Source organism: Sinomonas atrocyanea, assembly GCF_030812675.1.
Taxonomy (GTDB): Bacteria; Actinomycetota; Actinomycetes; order Actinomycetales; family Micrococcaceae; genus Sinomonas; species Sinomonas atrocyanea_B.
In genome coordinates, this window is sequence record NZ_JAUSTE010000003.1 from 67,463 (window position 1) to 85,306 (window position 17,844).

18 protein-coding genes are annotated in these 17,844 nt (G+C 73.0%); 10 read left to right on the forward strand and 8 right to left on the reverse strand.

Annotated features, from left to right (window positions below; all coding sequences use genetic code 11):
• Positions 1-42 precede the first annotated feature (42 nt).
• Together J2W20_RS06110 and J2W20_RS06115 are read left to right on the forward strand one after the other, a co-directional pair.
• Complete coding sequence (locus J2W20_RS06110; protein WP_307005548.1) at positions 43-1,482, forward strand: class II fumarate hydratase; 1,440 nt, start codon at positions 43-45, stop codon at positions 1,480-1,482.
• A 140-nt stretch (positions 1,483-1,622) separates the two neighbouring features.
• Positions 1,623-2,093, forward strand: coding sequence for an NUDIX hydrolase (locus tag J2W20_RS06115; protein ID WP_307005550.1), 471 nt, complete (start codon positions 1,623-1,625; stop codon positions 2,091-2,093).
• A gap of 9 nt (positions 2,094-2,102) precedes the next feature.
• Here the strand turns inward: J2W20_RS06115 and J2W20_RS06120 are convergent, their stop codons facing one another.
• Positions 2,103-2,615 (reverse strand): prepilin peptidase, encoded by a 513-nt coding sequence (locus tag J2W20_RS06120; RefSeq protein WP_307005552.1) that lies wholly within the window; start codon positions 2,613-2,615, stop codon positions 2,103-2,105.
• A 58-nt stretch (positions 2,616-2,673) separates the two neighbouring features.
• On the opposite strand from J2W20_RS06120, the gene J2W20_RS06125 reads away from it, so the two are divergent.
• On the forward strand, positions 2,674-3,375 hold the full coding sequence (locus J2W20_RS06125; RefSeq protein ID WP_307005553.1) for a GNAT family N-acetyltransferase: 702 nt from the start codon (positions 2,674-2,676) through the stop codon (positions 3,373-3,375).
• On the opposite strand, the gene J2W20_RS06130 is transcribed toward J2W20_RS06125, so the two are convergent.
• Together J2W20_RS06130 and J2W20_RS06135 are read right to left on the reverse strand one after the other, a co-directional pair.
• A complete protein-coding gene (locus J2W20_RS06130; RefSeq protein ID WP_307005554.1) occupies positions 3,336-4,502 on the reverse strand; it encodes a winged helix DNA-binding domain-containing protein in 1,167 nt (388 codons plus the stop codon). The two genes, J2W20_RS06125 and J2W20_RS06130, sit on opposite strands and share 40 nt — an antisense overlap.
• 17 nt (positions 4,503-4,519) lie before the next feature.
• Entirely contained in the window at positions 4,520-5,866 is a 1,347-nt protein-coding gene (locus J2W20_RS06135; RefSeq protein WP_307005848.1) for a PhoH family protein, read from the reverse strand.
• A 276-nt stretch (positions 5,867-6,142) separates the two neighbouring features.
• Here J2W20_RS06135 and J2W20_RS06140 point away from each other — a divergent pair, with 276 nt between their 5' ends.
• The 3 genes from J2W20_RS06140 (at position 6,143) to J2W20_RS06150 (ending at position 8,048) form a co-directional block, all read left to right on the forward strand.
• Positions 6,143-6,796 (forward strand): GntR family transcriptional regulator, encoded by a 654-nt coding sequence (locus J2W20_RS06140; RefSeq protein WP_307005555.1) that lies wholly within the window; start codon positions 6,143-6,145, stop codon positions 6,794-6,796.
• Positions 6,797-6,839: 43 nt separating this feature from the next.
• The gene (locus J2W20_RS06145) at positions 6,840-7,550 is read left to right on the forward strand and encodes an MFS transporter (protein ID WP_307005557.1); all 711 of its coding nucleotides are present in this window, start codon (positions 6,840-6,842) and stop codon (positions 7,548-7,550) included.
• Between the two features lie 69 nt (positions 7,551-7,619).
• On the forward strand, positions 7,620-8,048 hold the full coding sequence (locus J2W20_RS06150) for a hypothetical protein (protein ID WP_307005559.1): 429 nt from the start codon (positions 7,620-7,622) through the stop codon (positions 8,046-8,048).
• Here the strand turns inward: J2W20_RS06150 and J2W20_RS06155 are convergent, their stop codons facing one another.
• Complete coding sequence (locus J2W20_RS06155) at positions 8,049-8,810, reverse strand: isoprenyl transferase (protein WP_307005560.1); 762 nt, start codon at positions 8,808-8,810, stop codon at positions 8,049-8,051.
• A 125-nt stretch (positions 8,811-8,935) separates the two neighbouring features.
• On the opposite strand from J2W20_RS06155, the gene trhA reads away from it, so the two are divergent.
• Positions 8,936-9,619 carry a PAQR family membrane homeostasis protein TrhA gene (gene trhA, locus J2W20_RS06160; protein WP_307005562.1) on the forward strand — a complete coding sequence of 228 codons (684 nt, stop codon included), beginning with the start codon at positions 8,936-8,938 and terminating at the stop codon, positions 9,617-9,619.
• Here trhA and J2W20_RS06165 read toward each other — a convergent pair.
• Complete coding sequence (locus J2W20_RS06165) at positions 9,606-11,711, reverse strand: thioredoxin domain-containing protein (protein WP_307005564.1); 2,106 nt, start codon at positions 11,709-11,711, stop codon at positions 9,606-9,608. The genes trhA and J2W20_RS06165 overlap by 14 nt on opposite strands.
• A gap of 101 nt (positions 11,712-11,812) precedes the next feature.
• On the opposite strand from J2W20_RS06165, the gene J2W20_RS06170 reads away from it, so the two are divergent.
• Together J2W20_RS06170 and J2W20_RS06175 are read left to right on the forward strand one after the other, a co-directional pair.
• Positions 11,813-12,370 (forward strand): hypothetical protein, encoded by a 558-nt coding sequence (locus tag J2W20_RS06170; RefSeq protein WP_307005566.1) that lies wholly within the window; start codon positions 11,813-11,815, stop codon positions 12,368-12,370.
• Positions 12,371-12,462: 92 nt separating this feature from the next.
• Positions 12,463-14,559 (forward strand): bifunctional polysaccharide deacetylase/glycosyltransferase family 2 protein, encoded by a 2,097-nt coding sequence (locus tag J2W20_RS06175; RefSeq protein WP_307005567.1) that lies wholly within the window; start codon positions 12,463-12,465, stop codon positions 14,557-14,559.
• Here the strand turns inward: J2W20_RS06175 and J2W20_RS06180 are convergent.
• From J2W20_RS06180 to mca, 3 genes are all read right to left on the reverse strand, one after another.
• Complete coding sequence (locus tag J2W20_RS06180; protein WP_307005568.1) at positions 14,549-15,952, reverse strand: MFS transporter; 1,404 nt, start codon at positions 15,950-15,952, stop codon at positions 14,549-14,551. The two genes, J2W20_RS06175 and J2W20_RS06180, sit on opposite strands and share 11 nt — an antisense overlap.
• Positions 15,953-16,102: 150 nt before the next feature.
• A complete protein-coding gene (locus J2W20_RS06185; RefSeq protein WP_307005569.1) occupies positions 16,103-16,423 on the reverse strand; it encodes a hypothetical protein in 321 nt (106 codons plus the stop codon).
• A 4-nt stretch (positions 16,424-16,427) separates the two neighbouring features.
• Positions 16,428-17,333 carry a mycothiol conjugate amidase Mca gene (gene mca / locus J2W20_RS06190; protein WP_307005570.1) on the reverse strand — a complete coding sequence of 302 codons (906 nt, stop codon included), beginning with the start codon at positions 17,331-17,333 and terminating at the stop codon, positions 16,428-16,430.
• A gap of 18 nt (positions 17,334-17,351) precedes the next feature.
• Between mca and J2W20_RS06195 the strand changes: the two genes are divergently transcribed.
• Positions 17,352-17,768, forward strand: a complete 417-nt coding sequence (locus J2W20_RS06195; RefSeq protein WP_307005571.1) for a DUF4307 domain-containing protein — start codon at positions 17,352-17,354, stop codon at positions 17,766-17,768.
• The last annotated feature ends 76 nt before the right edge of the window (positions 17,769-17,844 follow it).

Here is a 17,844-nt window from a genome sequence, read left to right on the forward strand (position 1 = left end):
CCAGTTCGGGGGTGCCCCGCGACCGGGGCTAATCTGGGAGCCATGACTGACTCTGCAGTGCAGGCCCCTGCCACGGACTACCGGATCGAGCACGACACGATGGGCGAGGTGCGAGTGCCCGCCTCGGCCCTCTACCGCGCCCAGACGCAGCGCGCCGTCGAGAACTTCCCCATCTCGGGCAAGACGCTCGAGCGCAAGCACATCGAGGCCCTCGCGCGCGTGAAGAAGGCCGCCGCGCGCGCCAACGAGGACCTCGGCGTGATCGACGCCGAGCTCGCCGACGCGATCGCCGACGCCGCCGATCGCGTCGCCGCGGGCGAGTTCGACGCGCACTTCCCGATCGACGTGTTCCAGACCGGGTCGGGCACGTCGAGCAACATGAACATGAACGAGGTCCTCGCCGAGCTCGCCACGCGCGCGCTCAAGGAGGCGGGCAGCGACAAGGTCGTCCACCCGAACGACCACGTCAACGCCTCCCAGTCCTCCAACGACGTCTTCCCCACGTCGGTGCACGTCGCGGCGACCAACGCCCTCCTCAACGACCTCGTCCCCGCACTCACGCACCTCGCGGCCTCGCTGAGCCGCAAGTCCGAGGAGTTCAAGGACATCGTCAAGTCCGGCCGCACGCACCTCATGGACGCCACCCCGGTGACCCTCGGCCAGGAGTTCGGCGGCTACGAGGCGCAGGTGCGCTACGGGATCGAGCGCATCGAGGCCTCCCTCCCCCGCGTCGCCGAGGTGCCCCTGGGCGGGACCGCCGTCGGCACGGGCATCAACACGCCGGCCGGCTTCCCGCAGCGCGTCATCGAGCTCCTCGCGGCCGACACGGCGCTGCCCATCACCGAGGCGCGCAACCACTTCGAGGCCCAGGCGAACCGCGACGGCCTCATCGAGGCCTCGGGCCAGCTGCGCAACATCGCGTACTCGATCATGAAGATCGCGAACGACCTGCGCTGGATGGGCTCGGGCCCGAACACCGGCCTCGGCGAGATCGCCATCCCTGACCTCCAGCCGGGCTCGTCCATCATGCCGGGCAAGGTCAACCCGGTGATCTGCGAGGCCGCGATCATGGTGGCTGCCCAGGTGATTGGCAACGACACCACGATCGCCCTGTCCTCGACCAACGGCGCGTTCGAGCTCAACGTCGGCATCCCGGTCATGGCCGCCAACCTGCTCGAGTCCATCCGCCTGCTCGCCAACACGGCGCGCGTCATGGCGGACAAGATGGTGGACGGGATCCAGGCCAACGCCGAGCGCGCGCGCTTCCTCGCGGAGGCCTCGCCCTCGATCGTCACGCCGCTGAACAAGTTCATCGGCTACGAGAACGCCGCGGCCATCGCCAAGAAGGCGGTCAAGGAGGGCCTGACGATCCGCGAGGCCACCGTGGCGCTCGGCTTCGTCGGCGAGGGCGAGGGCAAGGTCTCCGAGTCCGATCTCGACAAGGCCCTCGACGTCACCACGATGACGGGCACGAACAAGTAGCGCCCTTCTGAGAGTCACCTCCTGAAGGTCACTTCCTGAGCGTCTTTGTCCTGACATCGACCTCCAGGAGGTGACCTTCAGAGCGTCTGGGGGCGGTCCGGGGCGCGGCAGGCTCCGGCAGCCCGGGTAGTCTGGGAGCCGTGCCCACGCCTGACTTCATCCTCACCCTGCGAGACATGGTCGGCGCCCACCCCCTCTGGCTCCCCGGCGTCAAGGCGGTCGTGACGGACGACGCCGGCAGCCTCCTCCTCGTCCGCCGCGCCGACAACGGGCGCTGGACCGTCCCCGCGGGCATCGTGGAGCCCGGCGAGGAGCCGGCCGCCACCGCGGTGCGCGAAGTGCTCGAGGAGACCGGCGTCCACGTGGCCGTCACCCACCTCGCCGGCGTGGGCATCACCGCCCCGGTGGTCTACCCGAACGGTGACCACGCCCAGTACCTCGACGTCGTGATGGCCTGCGCGTACACCGGCGGCGAGGCTCGCGTGAACGACGACGAGAACCTCGAGGTCGGCTGGTTCACCCGAGACGGCCTCCCCGACGTGCCTCCGCTGCACGCCCGCGCTATCGAGTGGGCCCTCGACCCGCAGCGCCGCGCCCACTTCGTGGGCTGAGGGTGCGGATCAGGCGGGCAGCACAAGCGCGATCGCGGTCCCGACGAGCATGAAGGGGCCGAACGGGATCGCCGACTTCGCGGTGCCGCGGCGGGTGACGATGAGGCCGAGGCCGTACAGGCCGCCGAGCAGGAACGCCGCGGCGGTGCCCCAGAACAGGTGCTGCCAGCTCAGGAAGCCCAGGTACAGGCCGAGCACGCCGGCGAGCTTCACGTCCCCGAATCCCATCCCGGCAGGGTAGACCACGCGCAGCACGAAGTAGACGAGCCACAGCACGGCGCCGCCCCCGAGGACCCGCACGGCCGCTCCGGCGTCGAAGTTCCCCGCAGCCAGCACCGCAGCGAGGGTGAGCGGGACCGCCGCCCAGTAGCTCGGCAGGACGATCCGGTTCGGCAGCAGGTGGCTGCGGATGTCGATCACGGCGAGCCGCGCGGCCATCCACAGGTAGTACGCCAGGCACGCGACGACGAGCCAGAAGGCGACGGGGCTGGCCTGCCACAGCTCGGGAAGTCGGTCGGTCACAGTGTGGACACTAGTGCCACGGCCCTGTCCTCCGCCGCAGCTGGGCTAGCGTGGCGGGATGATGACGCTCGAGGATGCCTGGCCCGTCTTCCGCCTCCGCCTGCTCACCCCGCGCCTCGAGCTCCGGCCGCTCCGCGACGAGGACATCCCGCACTACGTCGAGGCGGCCCGCGGGGGTCTCACGGACCCCGCCCTGGCCCCGTGCGGACGCTCTGCGCTGTCCAACGCCTGGGACAAGTCCGACGACATCGCGGCCAACAGCGCGCGGTGGATCTGGGAGACGCGTCTGCGCTGCCGCCCCGAGGAGTGGACTGTCATGTTCGGCGTCTGGTCCCGCGGGGGCGGCTTCCTGGGTTCCCAGGACGTCGGCGCCACGGACTTCGCCGCCCTGCGGACGGTCGGCACCGGCTCGTGGCTGCGCCGCTCGGCGCGCGGGCTCGGGCTCGGGACCGAGATGCGCGCGGCCGTGCTGCTGTGGGCCTTCGACCACCTCGGCGCCGAGCTCGCCCAGACCAGCGCCTACGACTGGAACGCGCCCTCGATCGGCATCAGCCGCTCGCTCGGGTACGGGCCCAACGGCGAGGCGCGCTGCGAAGGCGCCCCGGGCGTCGTCGAACGCGAGCTCCGCTTCCGCCTCGCGAAGGAGGCCTTCCGCCGCCCCGGCTGGCAGCTCGAGGTGCACGGACACGCGGCGGCCGCCGCCGTGCTGCTCGGCCCGGATCAGGCGGACACGACGGCCAGCTCCGCACCGCCGGGGTGACCTCGGAAGAGCGCGAGTGCCTGCGCCTCGCGCTCGAGGAGCGCCCTGGCCCGGGCCCCCAGGGGGGCGAGGGGATCGACGTCGAACCGGAGCAGGGATCCGCGGGACCGAGCCCGCCACAGGGCAACGATCCGGCCGCGGTGGACCACGGTGCCAGGCCAGCCCGCCGCCCTCCACACCCGGTGGTGCTGGGTGGGCGGGGCGAGCAGCTCCCGGTCGCGCGTCTGGACCCACGGATCGAGCGGCGGCAGGAGCCGGAGGCCCGCGGGCCGGGGCGCCGCACGGAGCGCCTCGAGGTCGGCCCGGTGGACCCATCGGGGCTGCCCGCCGGCGTCCACGGGCACGAGCTCGGCCGCGCACGCCCTCCACAGTGCGGCGGCGTGCCGCGGGTGGGTGCCGGCCCACTGGCCGAAGTGCTCCGGCGTCGAGGGACCGTAGCAGCGCAGGTACCTGCGCACGAGGGCCGCACCCGCGGCGGCGGTCTCCTGCATGGGGGTGCGGGGGAGGCAGTCCTCGACCCGGGCGAACACCGGTCGGCCCCGCTCGCGGCCCGCGAGGCAGATCGCGGCCCGGAGTCCCAGCAGGCGGAACGCAAAGGACGCCAGGGCCTCCCCCGCCGTCTGGCCGGCCGCGAAAGGCGAGGGTGCATCCCAGGCCTCCCCGAGCCGCGGCGGGAGGCTGGCGCGCATGGCCGAGGCGACGGCGGAGTCGAGCGCGGGCTTGCCGAGGATCATCCGATGGTCGAGCGCCTCTGCCGTGGCGGCCGCCGCCAGCTCCGAGAGGGCCCCCGCCGTCAGGCCCATCCCGTCCAGCAGGGGCACGGCGCCGCGGACGGCGTACCGGAGCGCTTCCTCGTCGGCAGGCAGGAGCGACCGGGTGAAGACCGCCAGGTCGGTCGCGGGGAAGACGTGGAGAGTCCCCCGCAGGCTCCACGTCTCCACGAGGGTGCGCTCCGCCACGGCCCGCTCGACGGCGTCGGTGCCGAGGTCCGCGACTCTGGCCCACAGAGACGTCGGGGCGGTCAGCGGCGTCGCGCCGACGAGGCCGCAGGCGGCGGCTGCCTCCAGCAGACGGCCGGGCGCCACGCGGTGCGACAGGCGGTGCCCGGCGAGCCGGAAGCCGAGCACCTGCTCGTCGTCGACCCTCAGATCTCGGCTCCCTCGAGCAGTTCGGTGACGAGGGCGGCGATGGGCGAGCGTTCGGAGCGGGTGAGTGTCACGTGGCCGAACAGCGGGTGGCCCTTGAGGGTCTCGACCACGGCGGCGATCCCGTCGTGCCGGCCGACGCGGAGGTTGTCCCGCTGGGCGACGTCGTGCGTGAGCACGATCTTCGAGTTCTGCCCGATGCGGCTCATGACCGTCAGGAGCACGTTCTTCTCGAGCGACTGGGCCTCGTCCACGATCACGAACGAGTCGTGCAGCGACCGGCCGCGGATGTGGGTGAGCGGCAGGACCTCGATCAGGCCCGCGTCCATGACGTGGTCGAGGACGTCCTTGCCGACGAGCGCACCGAGCGTATCGAAGACGGCCTGGCCCCACGGGTTCATCTTCTCGGCCTCGGTGCCGGGCAGGTAGCCGAGCTCCTGGCCGCCCACGGCGAAGAGCGGCCGGAACACGACCACCTTCTTGTGCTCGCCCCGCTCCATGACCGCCTCCAGGCCCGCGCAGAGGGCGAGCGCCGACTTGCCGGTGCCGGCCTTGCCGCCGAGCGAGACGATGCCCACGCCCGGATCCATCAGCAGGTCGATGGCGAGGCGCTGCTCGGCCGAGCGCCCGTGCAGCCCGAACACCTCGCGGTCTCCGCGCACGAGCCGCACCTGCTTGTCCGCGCCCACGCGCCCGAGCGCGGAGCCGCGGTGGGAGAGCACCACGAGGCCGGTGTTGACCGGCATCTCGGCGGCCTCGGGGATGAAGACCGGCTCGTGGCCGTAGAGCGCGCCGACCTGCTCCTCGTCGGCGTCGACCTCGGCCACCCCGGTCCAGCCGGAGTCGACGATCTGCTCGTTGCGGTACTCGTCGGCGTCGAGGCCCATGGCGGAGGCCTTGACCCGCATCGGGAGGTCCTTGGAGACGAGCGTCACGGAGCGGCCCTCGTTGGCGAGGTTCTTGGCCACGGCGAGGATCCGGGAGTCGTTCTCGCCGCTGCGGAAGCCCGCGGGCAGGACGTCGGCGGAGATGTGGTTGAGCTCGACGGTGAGGGTCCCGCCCTCGGCCGCGCCGTCCGCTGCGAGCGGGACGGGCATGCTGAGGCTCCCATGCCGGATGCGCAGATCGTCGAGGAGGCGCAGGGCCTTGCGGGCGAAGTAGCCCAGTTCGGGGTCGTGTCGCTTGCCCTCGAGCTCGGTGATCACGACGACGGGGATCACCACCGCGTGCTCGGCGAAGCGCAGGAGCGCCCGCGGATCCGACAGCAGCACGGACGTGTCCAGGACATAGGTCCTCCGAGTGTCCCCGGCGGGGGATCCTGCGGCGGCGGTCTCTGCGGGCAGCATTCCAGTGGTCGTCACGTCGACTCCAGCCCCCGGGTCTCCCCGGCGTTCTCCAGTTCCGTCCGGCTCGGCCCAGAGGCCGGAACCGGCCTCCCTGGACTGCTGCAGCGCAGCGCCCACATTCGGCCTCCCCGTACCGGAGGCGGATACCTCCGATGGCCACAATGTACGCCGCGCCACATGTCCGGCAGATGAACCCGCGGGGAGTGTCCGGCAAATCACGCCCGCACATCCCCCACCTGTTGCATCTATCAATAAATGCAAGCGTAGGCTGGAGGCATGGCCGGAACCGAGCAGACCCAGACGGCCGCCGAGCGCGCCCACGCAGCGCTCGCGGAAGCGATCGTCTCCGGCGCCCTCGCCGCGGGCTCCCTCATCACGGAGGGCGAGCAGTCCACGGCCCTCGGCATGAGCCGCACCCCCGTCCGCGAGGCCTTCCTCCAGCTCGCCGCCGAGGGGCTCCTGCGGCTGTACCCGAAGAAGGGCGCCGTGGTGACCGCGGAGGACGACGCGGCGACCCGCCAGCTGCTCGAGGCGCGGGTCATGCTCGAGTCCGAGTCGGTGCGGGCCGTGGCCCACGGACCGCGGGCCGCCGCAGCGGCCCCCGGGGCACTCGCCCACCTCCTCGAGGCCCAGCAGCGGGCCATCGACGAGGGGGACGCCCTCGCGTTCGCCCGCGCCGACCACGCGTTCCACGCCGCCGTGGCCGCCACGTCCGGCAACGCTCTCACGGGCGCGTTCTACGGCCAGATCCGTCCGCGGCTCGAGCGGCTCACCCACGCGATCGTCCGCTCGGGCGGGGCCAACCTGCCCCGGTTCCTCTCCGACCACCGCCGGCTCACCACGTTCCTCGACCGCGGGGACGCCCCTGCCTACGCAGCCCTCCTGCGCACGCACGTGGGCATCGACGCGCCCCGGCCCTCGGGCTCCTGACCGGCCTCCCCCTCCCCCTCCCCTCCGAGAAGAAAGCCGTCCATTGCGCCGCCCCTGGCTCCGTGCCGCCACCGCCCTGTTCGCCATCGCCTGGGGAGGGAACCACTTCACTCCGCTGCTGCACCTGTATGAGGCGCGATTCGGCTACGCCGCGGTCACGGTGGACCTGTTCCTCGGCACGTACGTGGCGGGCCTCGTCCCGGGCCTCCTCCTCGGGGGCGCACTGTCCGACCGGCGCGGCAGGGCTCCCCTCGTCCGCGCGGGCGTCCTCCTCGGCGCGCTCGCCAGCGTGGTCCTGGCCCTCGGCTCCGCCGCGCCCGCCGTGATGTGCGCGGGACGCCTGCTCGCGGGGGCCTCGGTGGGCATCGCGATGTCGGTCGGCACGAGCTGGGTCAAGGAGCTCTCGGCGCACCGCTTCGATCCCCGCCTCGGCGAGGCCGAGCGCACGACGGCGGGGGCCCGCCGCCCCGCGCTCGCCCTCACCCTGGGCTTCGGGATCGGTGCAGGCGTGGCAGGCTCGCTCGCGCAGTGGGCCCCGCTTCCCTCGGTGCTGCCGTACGCGTTCCATCTGGCGGTCTCGGCGGCCGCGCTGGGACTGCTCGCCCGGGTGCCCGAGACGGCAGAGTCGACGCCCGGCGGTCCTGCCGCCAGCCTCTGGGACGACCTGCGGGTCCCGCTCGCGGGTCACGCGCGCTTTGTCCGCGTCGTGCTGCCGGCGGCGCCCTGGATCTTCGCCACGGCGGGGATCGGCTAGGCGGTCATCCCGCTCCTCGAGGCGCCGGCCGTAGGCGCGTGGGCCCTGGCGTACGCGACAGGGCTGACGGTGCTCACGCTCGGGATCGGGGCGCTCGTGCAGCCGCTTGTGCCCCGGCTCGACGCCGCGACCGGCGGGAGGGCCGGCGTCGTCGGCCTCAGCGCCATGCTCGCCGGACTCCTGCTCGCCGCCGCGAGTGCCTCCGCGCTCTCCCCGTGGCTCGGGGCGGCCTCCGCCGCGGTCCTCGGCGCCGCCTACGGCACGTGCCTGGTCTCGGGGCTCAAGGAGGTCCAGGCCATCGCCGGGCCGCGGGACCTCGCCGGGCTGACCGGCGTCTACTACAGCGCGAGCTACGCGGGGTTCCTGCTGCCGCTCCTGCTCGCCGCGCTGGCGGGCGTCGCCACGTACACGGTGCTCCTGCTCGGGGTCGCGGCCGTGTGCCTCGGCTCCCTGCTCGCGGTGGCACGAGGGCTGAGGACCACGCGGGCCGGGGCCTAGCTACACGCCGAAGCGGCGCTGGCGGCCCGCGTAGTCCCTCAGGGCCCGCAGGAAGTCGACCTTGCGGAAGGCCGGCCAGAGGGCCTCGCAGAAGTAGAACTCGCTGTACGCGCTCTGCCACATGAGGAAGCCGGAGAGCCGCTGCTCGCCCGAGGTGCGGATCACGAGGTCGGGGTCCGGCTGGCCCGCGGTGTACAGGAAGCGGGAGATGTCGTCGACGTCGAGGCGCTCGGCGAGCGCGGCGATGTCCTCCCCGCGGGCGAGCGCGTCGCGCAGGAGGTCCCGCACGGCGTCGACGATCTCCCGCCGGCCGCCGTAGCCCACCGCGACGTTGACGTGCAGGGGCTCGGAGGGGCTCGGCTTGGCGGTGAGGCGCGCGAGGCGCTCGGCGAGGTGGTCGGGCAGGATCTCGGGGGCGCCCATCGCGTGCACGGACACGGAGGGGTCCTCGTCCAGCCGGTCCAGCGTGTCGGCGATGATCTGCGTCAGCTCGGCGAGCTCCTCGCTCGAGCGGCTGAGGTTGTCGGTGGAGAGCATGTAGAGGGTCACGACCCGCACTCCGAGCTCGCGGCACCAGCCGAGGAACTCGTGGATCTTGTCCGCCCCGGCCCGGTGGCCCTGGCTCGTGGGGGCGTTGAACTGGCGCGCCCAGCGGCGGTTGCCGTCCACCATGACGCCGATATGCCCGGGAACGCTGTCGGGACTGAGCGAGCGCTGGAGCCGGCGCTCGTAGAAGCCGTAGAGGAAGCCGGGCAGTCCCATGGCCCTCCTGCCCGTCGAATCCGTGCCCTGTTCCGGGCGCCCACGCTGCTGCCCCTCTAGGCTACCGCAGCCGGATCCGCAGCTACCGACCAGTAACCTACCCGACCGTAAGTTAGACTCGGACCATGCAGCACCCCGCGGAGGTCCGCGCAGAGCTCCTGTCCCTCAAGCCCTCGTGGCGCGGCTGGATCCACGCCGCGACCGCCCCGCTGGCCCTCGCCGCGGGGATCGTCCTGGTGTCCGTCGCCCCCGGCGCCGACCGCAAGATCGCCTCGGCGGTCTACGCCGCCACCGGGCTGCTCCTCTTCGCCGTGAGCGCCGTCTACCACCTCGGCAACTGGGCGCCGCGGACCAAGGCGCTGCTCAAGCGGCTCGACCACACGAACATCATGCTCGTCATCGCGGGGACCTACACGCCGCTCTCGTGGGTCCTCCTCCCCCGACCCACGGCAGTGCTGCTGCTGACGGTCATCTGGGCGGGCGCCCTCGCCGGCGTCGCGTTCCGCACCCTGTGGGTGGGCGCCCCGCGCTGGCTGTACGTGCCCATCTACGTGGCGCTCGGCTGCGCGTCCCTGCTGTTCCTGCCCGAGTTCTTCGCCGCGAGCGTCCCCGCGGCGATCCTCATCTGCGTCGGCGGCGCGCTCTACATCGCCGGTGCCGTCTTCTACGGGATCCGCCGCCCCAACTTCTCGTACCACCACTTCGGCTTCCACGAGTTCTTCCACGCCTTCACCGTCGCGGCGTTCGCGGCCCACTATGTGGCGATCATGCTCGCCGTGCTGGGCGCGCCGATCATCACGGGCGCGTAGCCAGCTCCTGGCGGAGCTCGCCCGGCGTCCCCACCGGCAGCCGGCACGCGAAGTCCAGGCACACGTAGGCGAGGGGGCCGCCGTCGGGCGCGGCGGGCCGGTCGGCGAGGAGCGGCACCCGCGACGGGGCGCCGGGGCCGCCCACCGCCACGACCGTCCCGGGGGCGGGCGAGGCGAGGGCCTCGGCGTGCAGGCGGCGGCGGTCCTCGCCCGCGCGTCCGACGACCGCCACCTCGGCGGGGCCGGCGAGCAGGGCTTGGGCCACGGCCAGGAGCCATCCGGCCGACCGGGGCCCCTCCTTGAGCAGCCGCGGCAGCCCGCCGAGGATCGACTCCGCCACCGTGCGGTGCGCGGCCGCGCCGCTGTAGGCGGCGTGGGAGAGCATCGCCCCGGCCAGCAGCGAGGCGCCGCTGGGGGCCTCCGCGTCGTGCGGATCGAGGCTGCGGGACCCCGCGAGCGCTGCCCGCACGCCTGGGGCATCGTCCGCGGCGGGCCCGTCCGCGGCGGAGTCGGAGAGGAGGCCGTCGGCGATGAACCGACGCGAGGCCACCCCGAGGAGGTCCTCGGCCCACGCGTACCACTCCTCGTCCCCGGTTGCCGCATACAGCGCCAGGGCGCCCTCGGCGCAGCCCGCGTAGTCGGCGAGGAGCCCCTCGATGCCTGCCGCGACGCCCCCGTGGGAGACCCGCAGGAGGCGCTCCCCGTCCCAGTGCGCGTCCCTGAGCAGCGTTGCCGCCGCCCCGGCCGGCCCGAGCAGTTCCGGGCGGCCGAGCGCCCAGGCCGCGTCGGCGAGCGCCGCCACCGCGAGGCCGTTCCAGCCCGCCACCACCTTCTCGTCCCGGGACGGCGGGGTCCTCAGCTGCCGGGCCGCGTTCAGGGCGTCCCGGTGCCGCGCGAGGCGCCCGTGCTCCTCGACCGTCAGGGCCCGGCCCGCGTGCAGCGGGGCGGCCGAGGAGGCGTGCTCGCCGAGGGGCAGGCCGAAGAGGGCCGCCAGCCGCCCGGCGTCGTCCGCGTCCCCCACCGCCTCGGCGAGCTCGCGCCGCGTCCAGACGTAGTAGCCGCCCTCGACCCGGCGGCCGTTCCGCTCGGAGTCGGCGTCGAGCGAGGACGCGAAGCCGCCGCCGGCCAGCCCGAGCTCGCGGACCATCCAGTCCGCCGTGAGCGAGGCGGCCTCCCGCGCCTCGTCCGCGGGGAACTCGTCCGAGCCGCCGAGCCGCACCCAGTGGGCCAGGACCCGCAGGAGCTGGGCGTTGTCGTAGAGCATCTTCTCGTAGTGCGGCACAGACCAGTCGGCGGTCACCGAGTAGCGCGCGAACCCGCCGCCGAGCACGTCGAAGAGCGCCGAGCGGCACATCGCGGCGAGGGTGCGGCCGGCCAGGCCCCGGGCGTCCTCAGCGGTGGGGGCGGCGGCAGCGGCGTGCCGGACGAGGAACTCGAGCACGGGCGAGGGCGGGAACTTCGGTGCGGCACCGAACCCGCCGTGGGAGCGGTCTTCCGTCCGGGCCAGGGCGGCGACGGCATCGCCCACCGCGGACGCCAGGGCGGCGCCGTCGTGCTCGCCGTCGGCGGCGATGCCGAGGAGCTGGTCGGAGAACAGGCCGCCCAGGGCCTCCGCGAGCGCCCCGGCCTGGCGCTCCACGGCGTCGCGCCGCTCCTGCCAGGCCTCGCTGACGGCGTGGAGGACCTGGCGGAAGCTCGGCTGGCCCGGGCGAGGGGCCGGCGGGAAGTAGGTCCCCGCGTAGAAGGCGCGGCCATCGGGCAGTGTGAAGACGCTCAGGGGCCACCCGCCCTGTCCGGTCATGGCCTGGCACGCGGCCATGTACACCGAATCCACGTCCGGGCGCTCCTCGCGGTCCACCTTCACGCACACGAACCCGGCGTTGAGCTGCTCCGCTGCCGCGGGGTCCTCGAAGGACTCGTGGGCCATGACGTGGCACCAGTGGCAGGCTGCGTAGCCGATCGAGACGAAGACCGGCACGTCCCGGCGCGCGGCCTCGGCGAAGGCGTCGTCTCCGAACGGCTGCCAGTGGACGGGGTTCTCGGCGTGCTGGCGCAGGTAGGCCGAGGCCTGGCCGGCGAGGCGGTTGGTCATGGTCCGAGTCTGCCCGAGCCCGGCTCCCGCCGGTAGCCGGAGGCGGGAGGAGGGCCCCCGGAGTGCCGTCCGGGCGGGGCACCGCCTACACTGTCCTACCGATGGACACTCCCCCCAGCAGCATCCCCAGCCGCCGTGCGCCCTCACCGGGCACCGCCCGTCCGATCTTCGTGGACTCGACGGGCCGCAAGCTCCGGCTCGTCCGCGCCGCGGGAGCCGTGGCCCTGATCCTCGTGGCGGGGTACCTGGGCGTCGTCGGGCTCGCCCTCCTCGGCGGAAGCCCCAATGCGGCCGCCCCCTTCCTCCCCCTCCCGGCCCAGCCGGCGGCCCCAGCGGCGCCTCCGCCCAGTCCGCCGTCCGCCCGGACGAGCGGCCCGGCCACGAGCGCCGATGCCGGCACCCCGGGAGCCGCCGGCGCGCAGCCGGTTCCGACGGCGGTCCCCGTTCCGGCGGCACACGTCGCGCCGGGCCCGGCGGCGCCGAATGCTGCAGGCGGGGCGGCGGCGCCCGCGGCACCGGCCCAGCAGGCCCCGGCCCCCACTGCTGCACCCGCGGCTCCGGCCCCCGCGCCGACGCCGGTCGCGACGCAGCAGCCGGCCCCCGGCAACCCCGCTGCCCCCGGGCAGACGCGCCGCGCGACCCCGCCCGCGCACCCGTGACCGGCGCGCGGACGCCCCTCCGGGGGACGCGGCGGCCCCATCGCGGACGCGCGGCCGGCCGGCAGCCGGGCCGGGTCCGCACCCACTGGATCGTGCTCGCGGGGCTGCTGATCGGACTCGCGATCGCCCTGGCCGTCCAGGGCTACACCCAGCATCTGGCCGGGATCGGGGACGACTCCGTGCCCGCCGCGGCCGGCTCTTCAGGGGTGCCGGCCGCGGTACTCGACGGGGGCCCCGTGGTCGACGCGAGGTCGTCCACCGTCCGCACCGCCCGCCCGCCCGAGCGCACGCTGGCCCTCACCTTCGACGACGGTCCCGACCCGACGTGGACTCCCCGGATCCTGGACGTCCTCAAGGCCCACCATGTCCACGCGACCTTCTTCGTGGTGGGCACGGCGGCGATCGACCACCCGGACCTCGTCCGACGGATGATCGCAGAGGGCCACGAGGTCGGGATCCACACGCTCACGCACGCCGACCTGGGGAAGATCCCCGAGTGGCGGCGCCAGCTCGAGGTGCAGGGCGCCCAGCGTGCCGTCACAGGGATCACCGGCAGGACCGCCACGCTCCTGCGTCCCCCGTACAGCTCGGAGAACGATGCGGTCACCACGCAGACGTGGTCCGCGATGCTCTCGAGTGCCTCGGACGGCTACCTCACGGTGCTCAGCACGCTCGACAGCGAGGACTGGTCACGGCCGGGGGTGCCGCAGATCGTCAAGAACGCCGTCCCGACGGGCAGCCAGGGCCAGGTCCTGCTCATGCACGACGGCGGCGGCGACCGCAGCGAGACCGTGTCGGCCCTCGAGCAGGTGCTCGAGCGGGCGGCGGCGCAGGGGGACCGTGTCACCAGCGTGGGCGACGCGCTGGGCATCACGACCATGCGCACGGCCCCTCCGGCGGAGCAGGCTGTCGGGGCCGCCTTTGTGGGCGGTGTCCAGGCCAGCGGGACGGTCGTGGCCGTGATCTCGTGGCTGCTCGCAGTGAGCGGAGTCGTGACGCTGGTCCGGGCCGTCCTCGTGGTGGCCGTGGCGTCCCGCCACCACCGGCTCGCGCGGCGTGGGCGGCGCCGACGGGATGCGCCGCTGCGGCCGGAGGTCACCGAACCCGTCACGGTGATCGTTCCGGCCTACAACGAGTCTGCGGGCATCGAGGCCGCTGTGCGGTCTATCGCCGCCTCCGACTACCCGGTGGAGATCATCGTGGTGGACGACGGCTCGACGGACGGCACCGCGGACATCGTCGAGGCCCTCGCGCTGCCCGGGGTGACCGTGCTGCGCCAGGAGAACGGCGGCAAGCCCTCGGCACTCAACACGGGGCTTCGCGCCGCCTCGCACGAGGTGGTCGTCATGGTCGACGGCGACACCGTCTTCGAACCCGGCACCGTCCGTGCGCTCGTGCAGCCCCTGGCCGACCCCCGGGTCGGTGCCGTCTCAGGCAACACCAAGGTCGCCAACCGGGACGGCGTCCTGGGCGCGTGGCAGCACATCGAGTATGTCGTCGGCTTCAACCTGGACAGGCGGCTGTTCGACCTCGCCGAATGCATGCCGACGGTCCCGGGGGCCATCGGCGCCTTCCGGCGCGACGTGCTGCTGCACCTCGGCGGCGTCAGCAGCGACACGCTCGCGGAGGACACGGACCTGACCATGGCGCTGTGCCGGGACGGCTGGCGGGTGGTGTACAAGGACAGCGCGCGGGCCTGGACCGAGGCCCCGGCAACCCTGGGTGCCCTCTGGAAGCAGCGGTACCGGTGGTGCTACGGGACCCTGCAGGCGATGTGGAAGCACCGCGGGGCCGTGCTGCAGGGCGGCGCGGCGGGCAAGCTGGGACGGCGCGGGCTCGGCTACCTCCTCGTGCTGCAGGTCCTCCTGCCGCTCTTCGCGCCGATCGTGGACGTGTTCGCGCTGTACGGCCTGGTGTTCCTCGACCCCGTGCGGATCGGCGTGCTGTGGCTGGCCTTCATGGGCGCCCAGCTGGCGATGGCGGCCTACGCGTTCCGCCTGGACCGCGAGAAGCTGGGGCCGCTGTGGACGCTGCCCCTTCAGCAGGTCGTGTACCGCCAGCTCATGTACCTCGTGGTCATCCAGTCCGTGTTCACGGCGCTCGCCGGCCTGCACCTGAAATGGCACCGCATGGAACGCTACGGGAGCCTGAATGTCCCGGCCGCGTCAGAGGGGTCCGTCAGTCGGTGACCTCGGCGCGGACCTCCTCGGACTCGACGTAGTTGTAGACCTCCGGGAGGATGAACTTCGCGGAGAGGAACCCGATGAGGGACAGGACGGAGACGGCCAGGGTCGCCCCGACGGGGCCCCACGCGGTGGTCATGAACGGGAACACGAACGCGCCGAAGAACGAGGCCGCCTTCACGAAGACGTAGCCGAACCCGGAGGCCGTGGCCTTGAACCGCGCCGGCGCGACCATGGACGCGATCGTCATGCCGTTGGAGGCGTCCCAGTAGTGGCCCCACATCAGCACTGCAGCGCCCAGGACGATCAGCCATTCGACCTTGGCGCCCAGCGCGAACGCCCCCACCACGAGGCCGACGAACGCGAGGCCGAAGCCCCACATGGCCACGCCGCGATGGCCGGTGCGGTGGATCATCACCGGGGCGAGGAAGCCCGAGATCGTGGCCAGGACATAGATGGCCGCGGTGACGATGTTCGTGCCCGTCATGTTGGCGTTCGAGGCGACCCCGACGCCGGCGGTCACGAGGATGACGGGAAGGTAGAAGCCGAACGCCGTGAACTCGGCGCCCTGGCACGCGTTGGAGATCCAGGCGAAGATCGTGGCGCGCCGCTTGGTGCGGTCGGCCCAGATCACCTGCAGGAAGTCGCCCACCTTGGGCCGCAGGAGCTTCACGTCCTCGTTCGGGAGCATGTCGAGCGGCTCGTCGAAGAGGCGCAGCGAGACTTCCTTGGCCTTGGTGAACCTGCCCTGGTGGATGAGCGAGAGCGGGGTCTCGGGCAGATCGAGCCGGGCCAGCAGCAGGATGAAGGCGGGCACCGCGCCGATGGCCAGCGCCACCCGCCACAGGATGGCGTGGTCGGTCCCGGCGACATACATGATGGTGATGACCACGATCGAGAGCACCTCGCCGAGGCCGAACATCCCCTGCCAGCGGCTGCCCATCCTGTCGCGGGCGCCCTTGGACATCGACTCCATGATGTAGGCGTAGCCGTTGGAGATGTCCGAGCCGAGCGGGATGCCGATGAGGATGCGCAGGATGATCAGGTCCCAGACGTTCTGCGAGAACCCCTGCGCGATCGCGAGCACGATGAACAGCACCATCGTGAGGATGAACACGCGCTTGCGGCCCAGCCTGTCCGCGACGACGCCGCCGAGCACCGCGCCGAGGAGCGCGCCGCCCTGGACGCCGGCGGTCAGCCAGCCGAGCTCGAATGCGCTGGGGTGGTACTCGGTCTTGATGAAGACGAGGACGAAGGAGAGCGCATACAGGTCCCATGCCTCGATGAGGATCGTGGCGATCATCATCCAGCCGCCGCGCCGGCTGGACACGGTGCCGGCCTTGTTCATCAGCAGCTGCGTCGCCTCGTCGGACAGCCTGCGGATAGTGGTCTGGTCCATCGGTGCCTCCCCCTGTCGGGAGTCCCGCACCGGGTACCGGACTCCGTGGCCTGTGGCCCCGGTCACCGTCGTGCCGGGCACAGCGAGACTAAGCCTCGGCGAGTCCTCCGGCAACACGTTGCCACGCGTTGCCATGGGGGTCGGGGAAGATCAGGGGCGGCCGTCGGCGCGGTCGCGCCCCGAGGCACCCGGGCCCTTCTGCGAGGAGCCGCTGGCCTCCGGTCCTCCGGGCCCGTCGCCGGTGCGGGGCTCCTCGCCGGCGCGGGACTCCTCGACCTGGGCGCGGTAGCGGATGCGGCGGAGGCGGCGGACCATGTCGATGATGAGGAAGATCGTCAGGAGCACCACGAAGGCGGTGGCCGCGAACCCCCAGTTCCCGGGCGTGATCATGTCCTCGCTGAGCCCCGGCCGCAGGGTGCCCGAGGGCGACGGGGCCGGTGTCTGGGTGAGGGCAACGAGGAGATTCTGCACCGATCTATCGTAGCCCGGCGAAGAGGTCCCCCTCGGTCGTCCCCTCCTCCGGGAAGCCCACCGCAGACTCGATGAGGGCGTAGTCCTCCCAGGGCCACTCGCGCTGGCGCAGCTCGAGCGGGACGGCGAAGAACCACCCGTCCGGGTCGATCTGCGTGGCGTGGGCGAGCAGAGCCCGGTCCCGGACCTCGAAGTACTCGGCGCACTCGACATGGGTGGTCACCCGGTGGCGCGTGGTCCAGGGCCGGTGCCCCTCGGCGTCGTTCTCGGAGGCACGGGCAATCCAGTCGGCGTACGGCGAGGTGAGCCCGGCGGCGACGAGCGCGTCATGGATGCGGCGAACCTTGTTCGGGTTGAACGAGACGTCGTAGTAGAGCTTAGAGGGGGCCCAGGGTGCCCCGGCGTCGGGGTAGGCGCCGTCCTGTCCCGCGGCCCGGAACGCCTCCACGGCCACACGGTGGGCCATGATGTGGTCGGGGTGGGGGTAGCCGCCGTTCTCGTCGTAGGCCACGACCACGTGCGGGCGGAATTCGCGCATGAGCCGCACGAGCGGCGCGGAGGCCTGCTCGATCGGCAGCGTCGCGAAGGAGCCCCACGGCAGCGGCGGCAGCGGGTCGCCCTCCGGCAGGCCCGAATCGATGAACCCGAGCCAGCGGTGGTCGACCCCGAGGATCTCGCGGGCGGCCGCCATCTCGAGGCGCCGCGCCCCGGCCATGTCCCGCCGGGGATGGGGGGCGTCGACGATGTGCGGGTTCTGGATGTCCCCGCGGGAGCCGTCGGTGCAGGAGACGACCATCACCTCGTGTCCCTCGGCGAGGTACTTCGCCATCATCGGGGCGCCCTTGCTCGACTCGTCGTCGGGATGGGCGTGCACGGCGAGGAGGCGCAGGGCGCTATCGGTCTCTGACACGTCTCCTAGAATAGTCAGGTGACCGACTCCCCCGCTCTCGCTGCCCGCTACGGCGCCCCCCGGCGCGGATTCACCAGGCAGCGGGCCCGGATCGTCATCGTCGTGGCCCTCGTGGTGGGCATCGCGGTGGCCGCATGGCTCACCTACACGTCGACCGTCCGCGCCGGCGTGAGCTCGAACGACATCGGCTTCTCGACCCCGGACCCGTGGCACGCCGAGATCGACTTCCAGGTGACCAAGGACGCCTCCGCCACCGCAGTCTGCGCCGTCCACGCCCTGTCCGACGCCTACGCCGTGGTGGGCTTCAAGGAGGTCGAGATCGGCCCGGACGCTGGCGGCTCGGGGACCACCACGAGGCTGCAGCGGGTCCCGCTGCGCACCGAGACCGCGGCGGTCTCCGGCGTCGTCGACTCCTGCTGGCTCAAGGGCACCTAGCCGGACACGCCCCGCAGGCCAGCTTGGGATTGGGACCCCGGATCACTAGACTGGTCTAATACCCATTGCCCCGCCG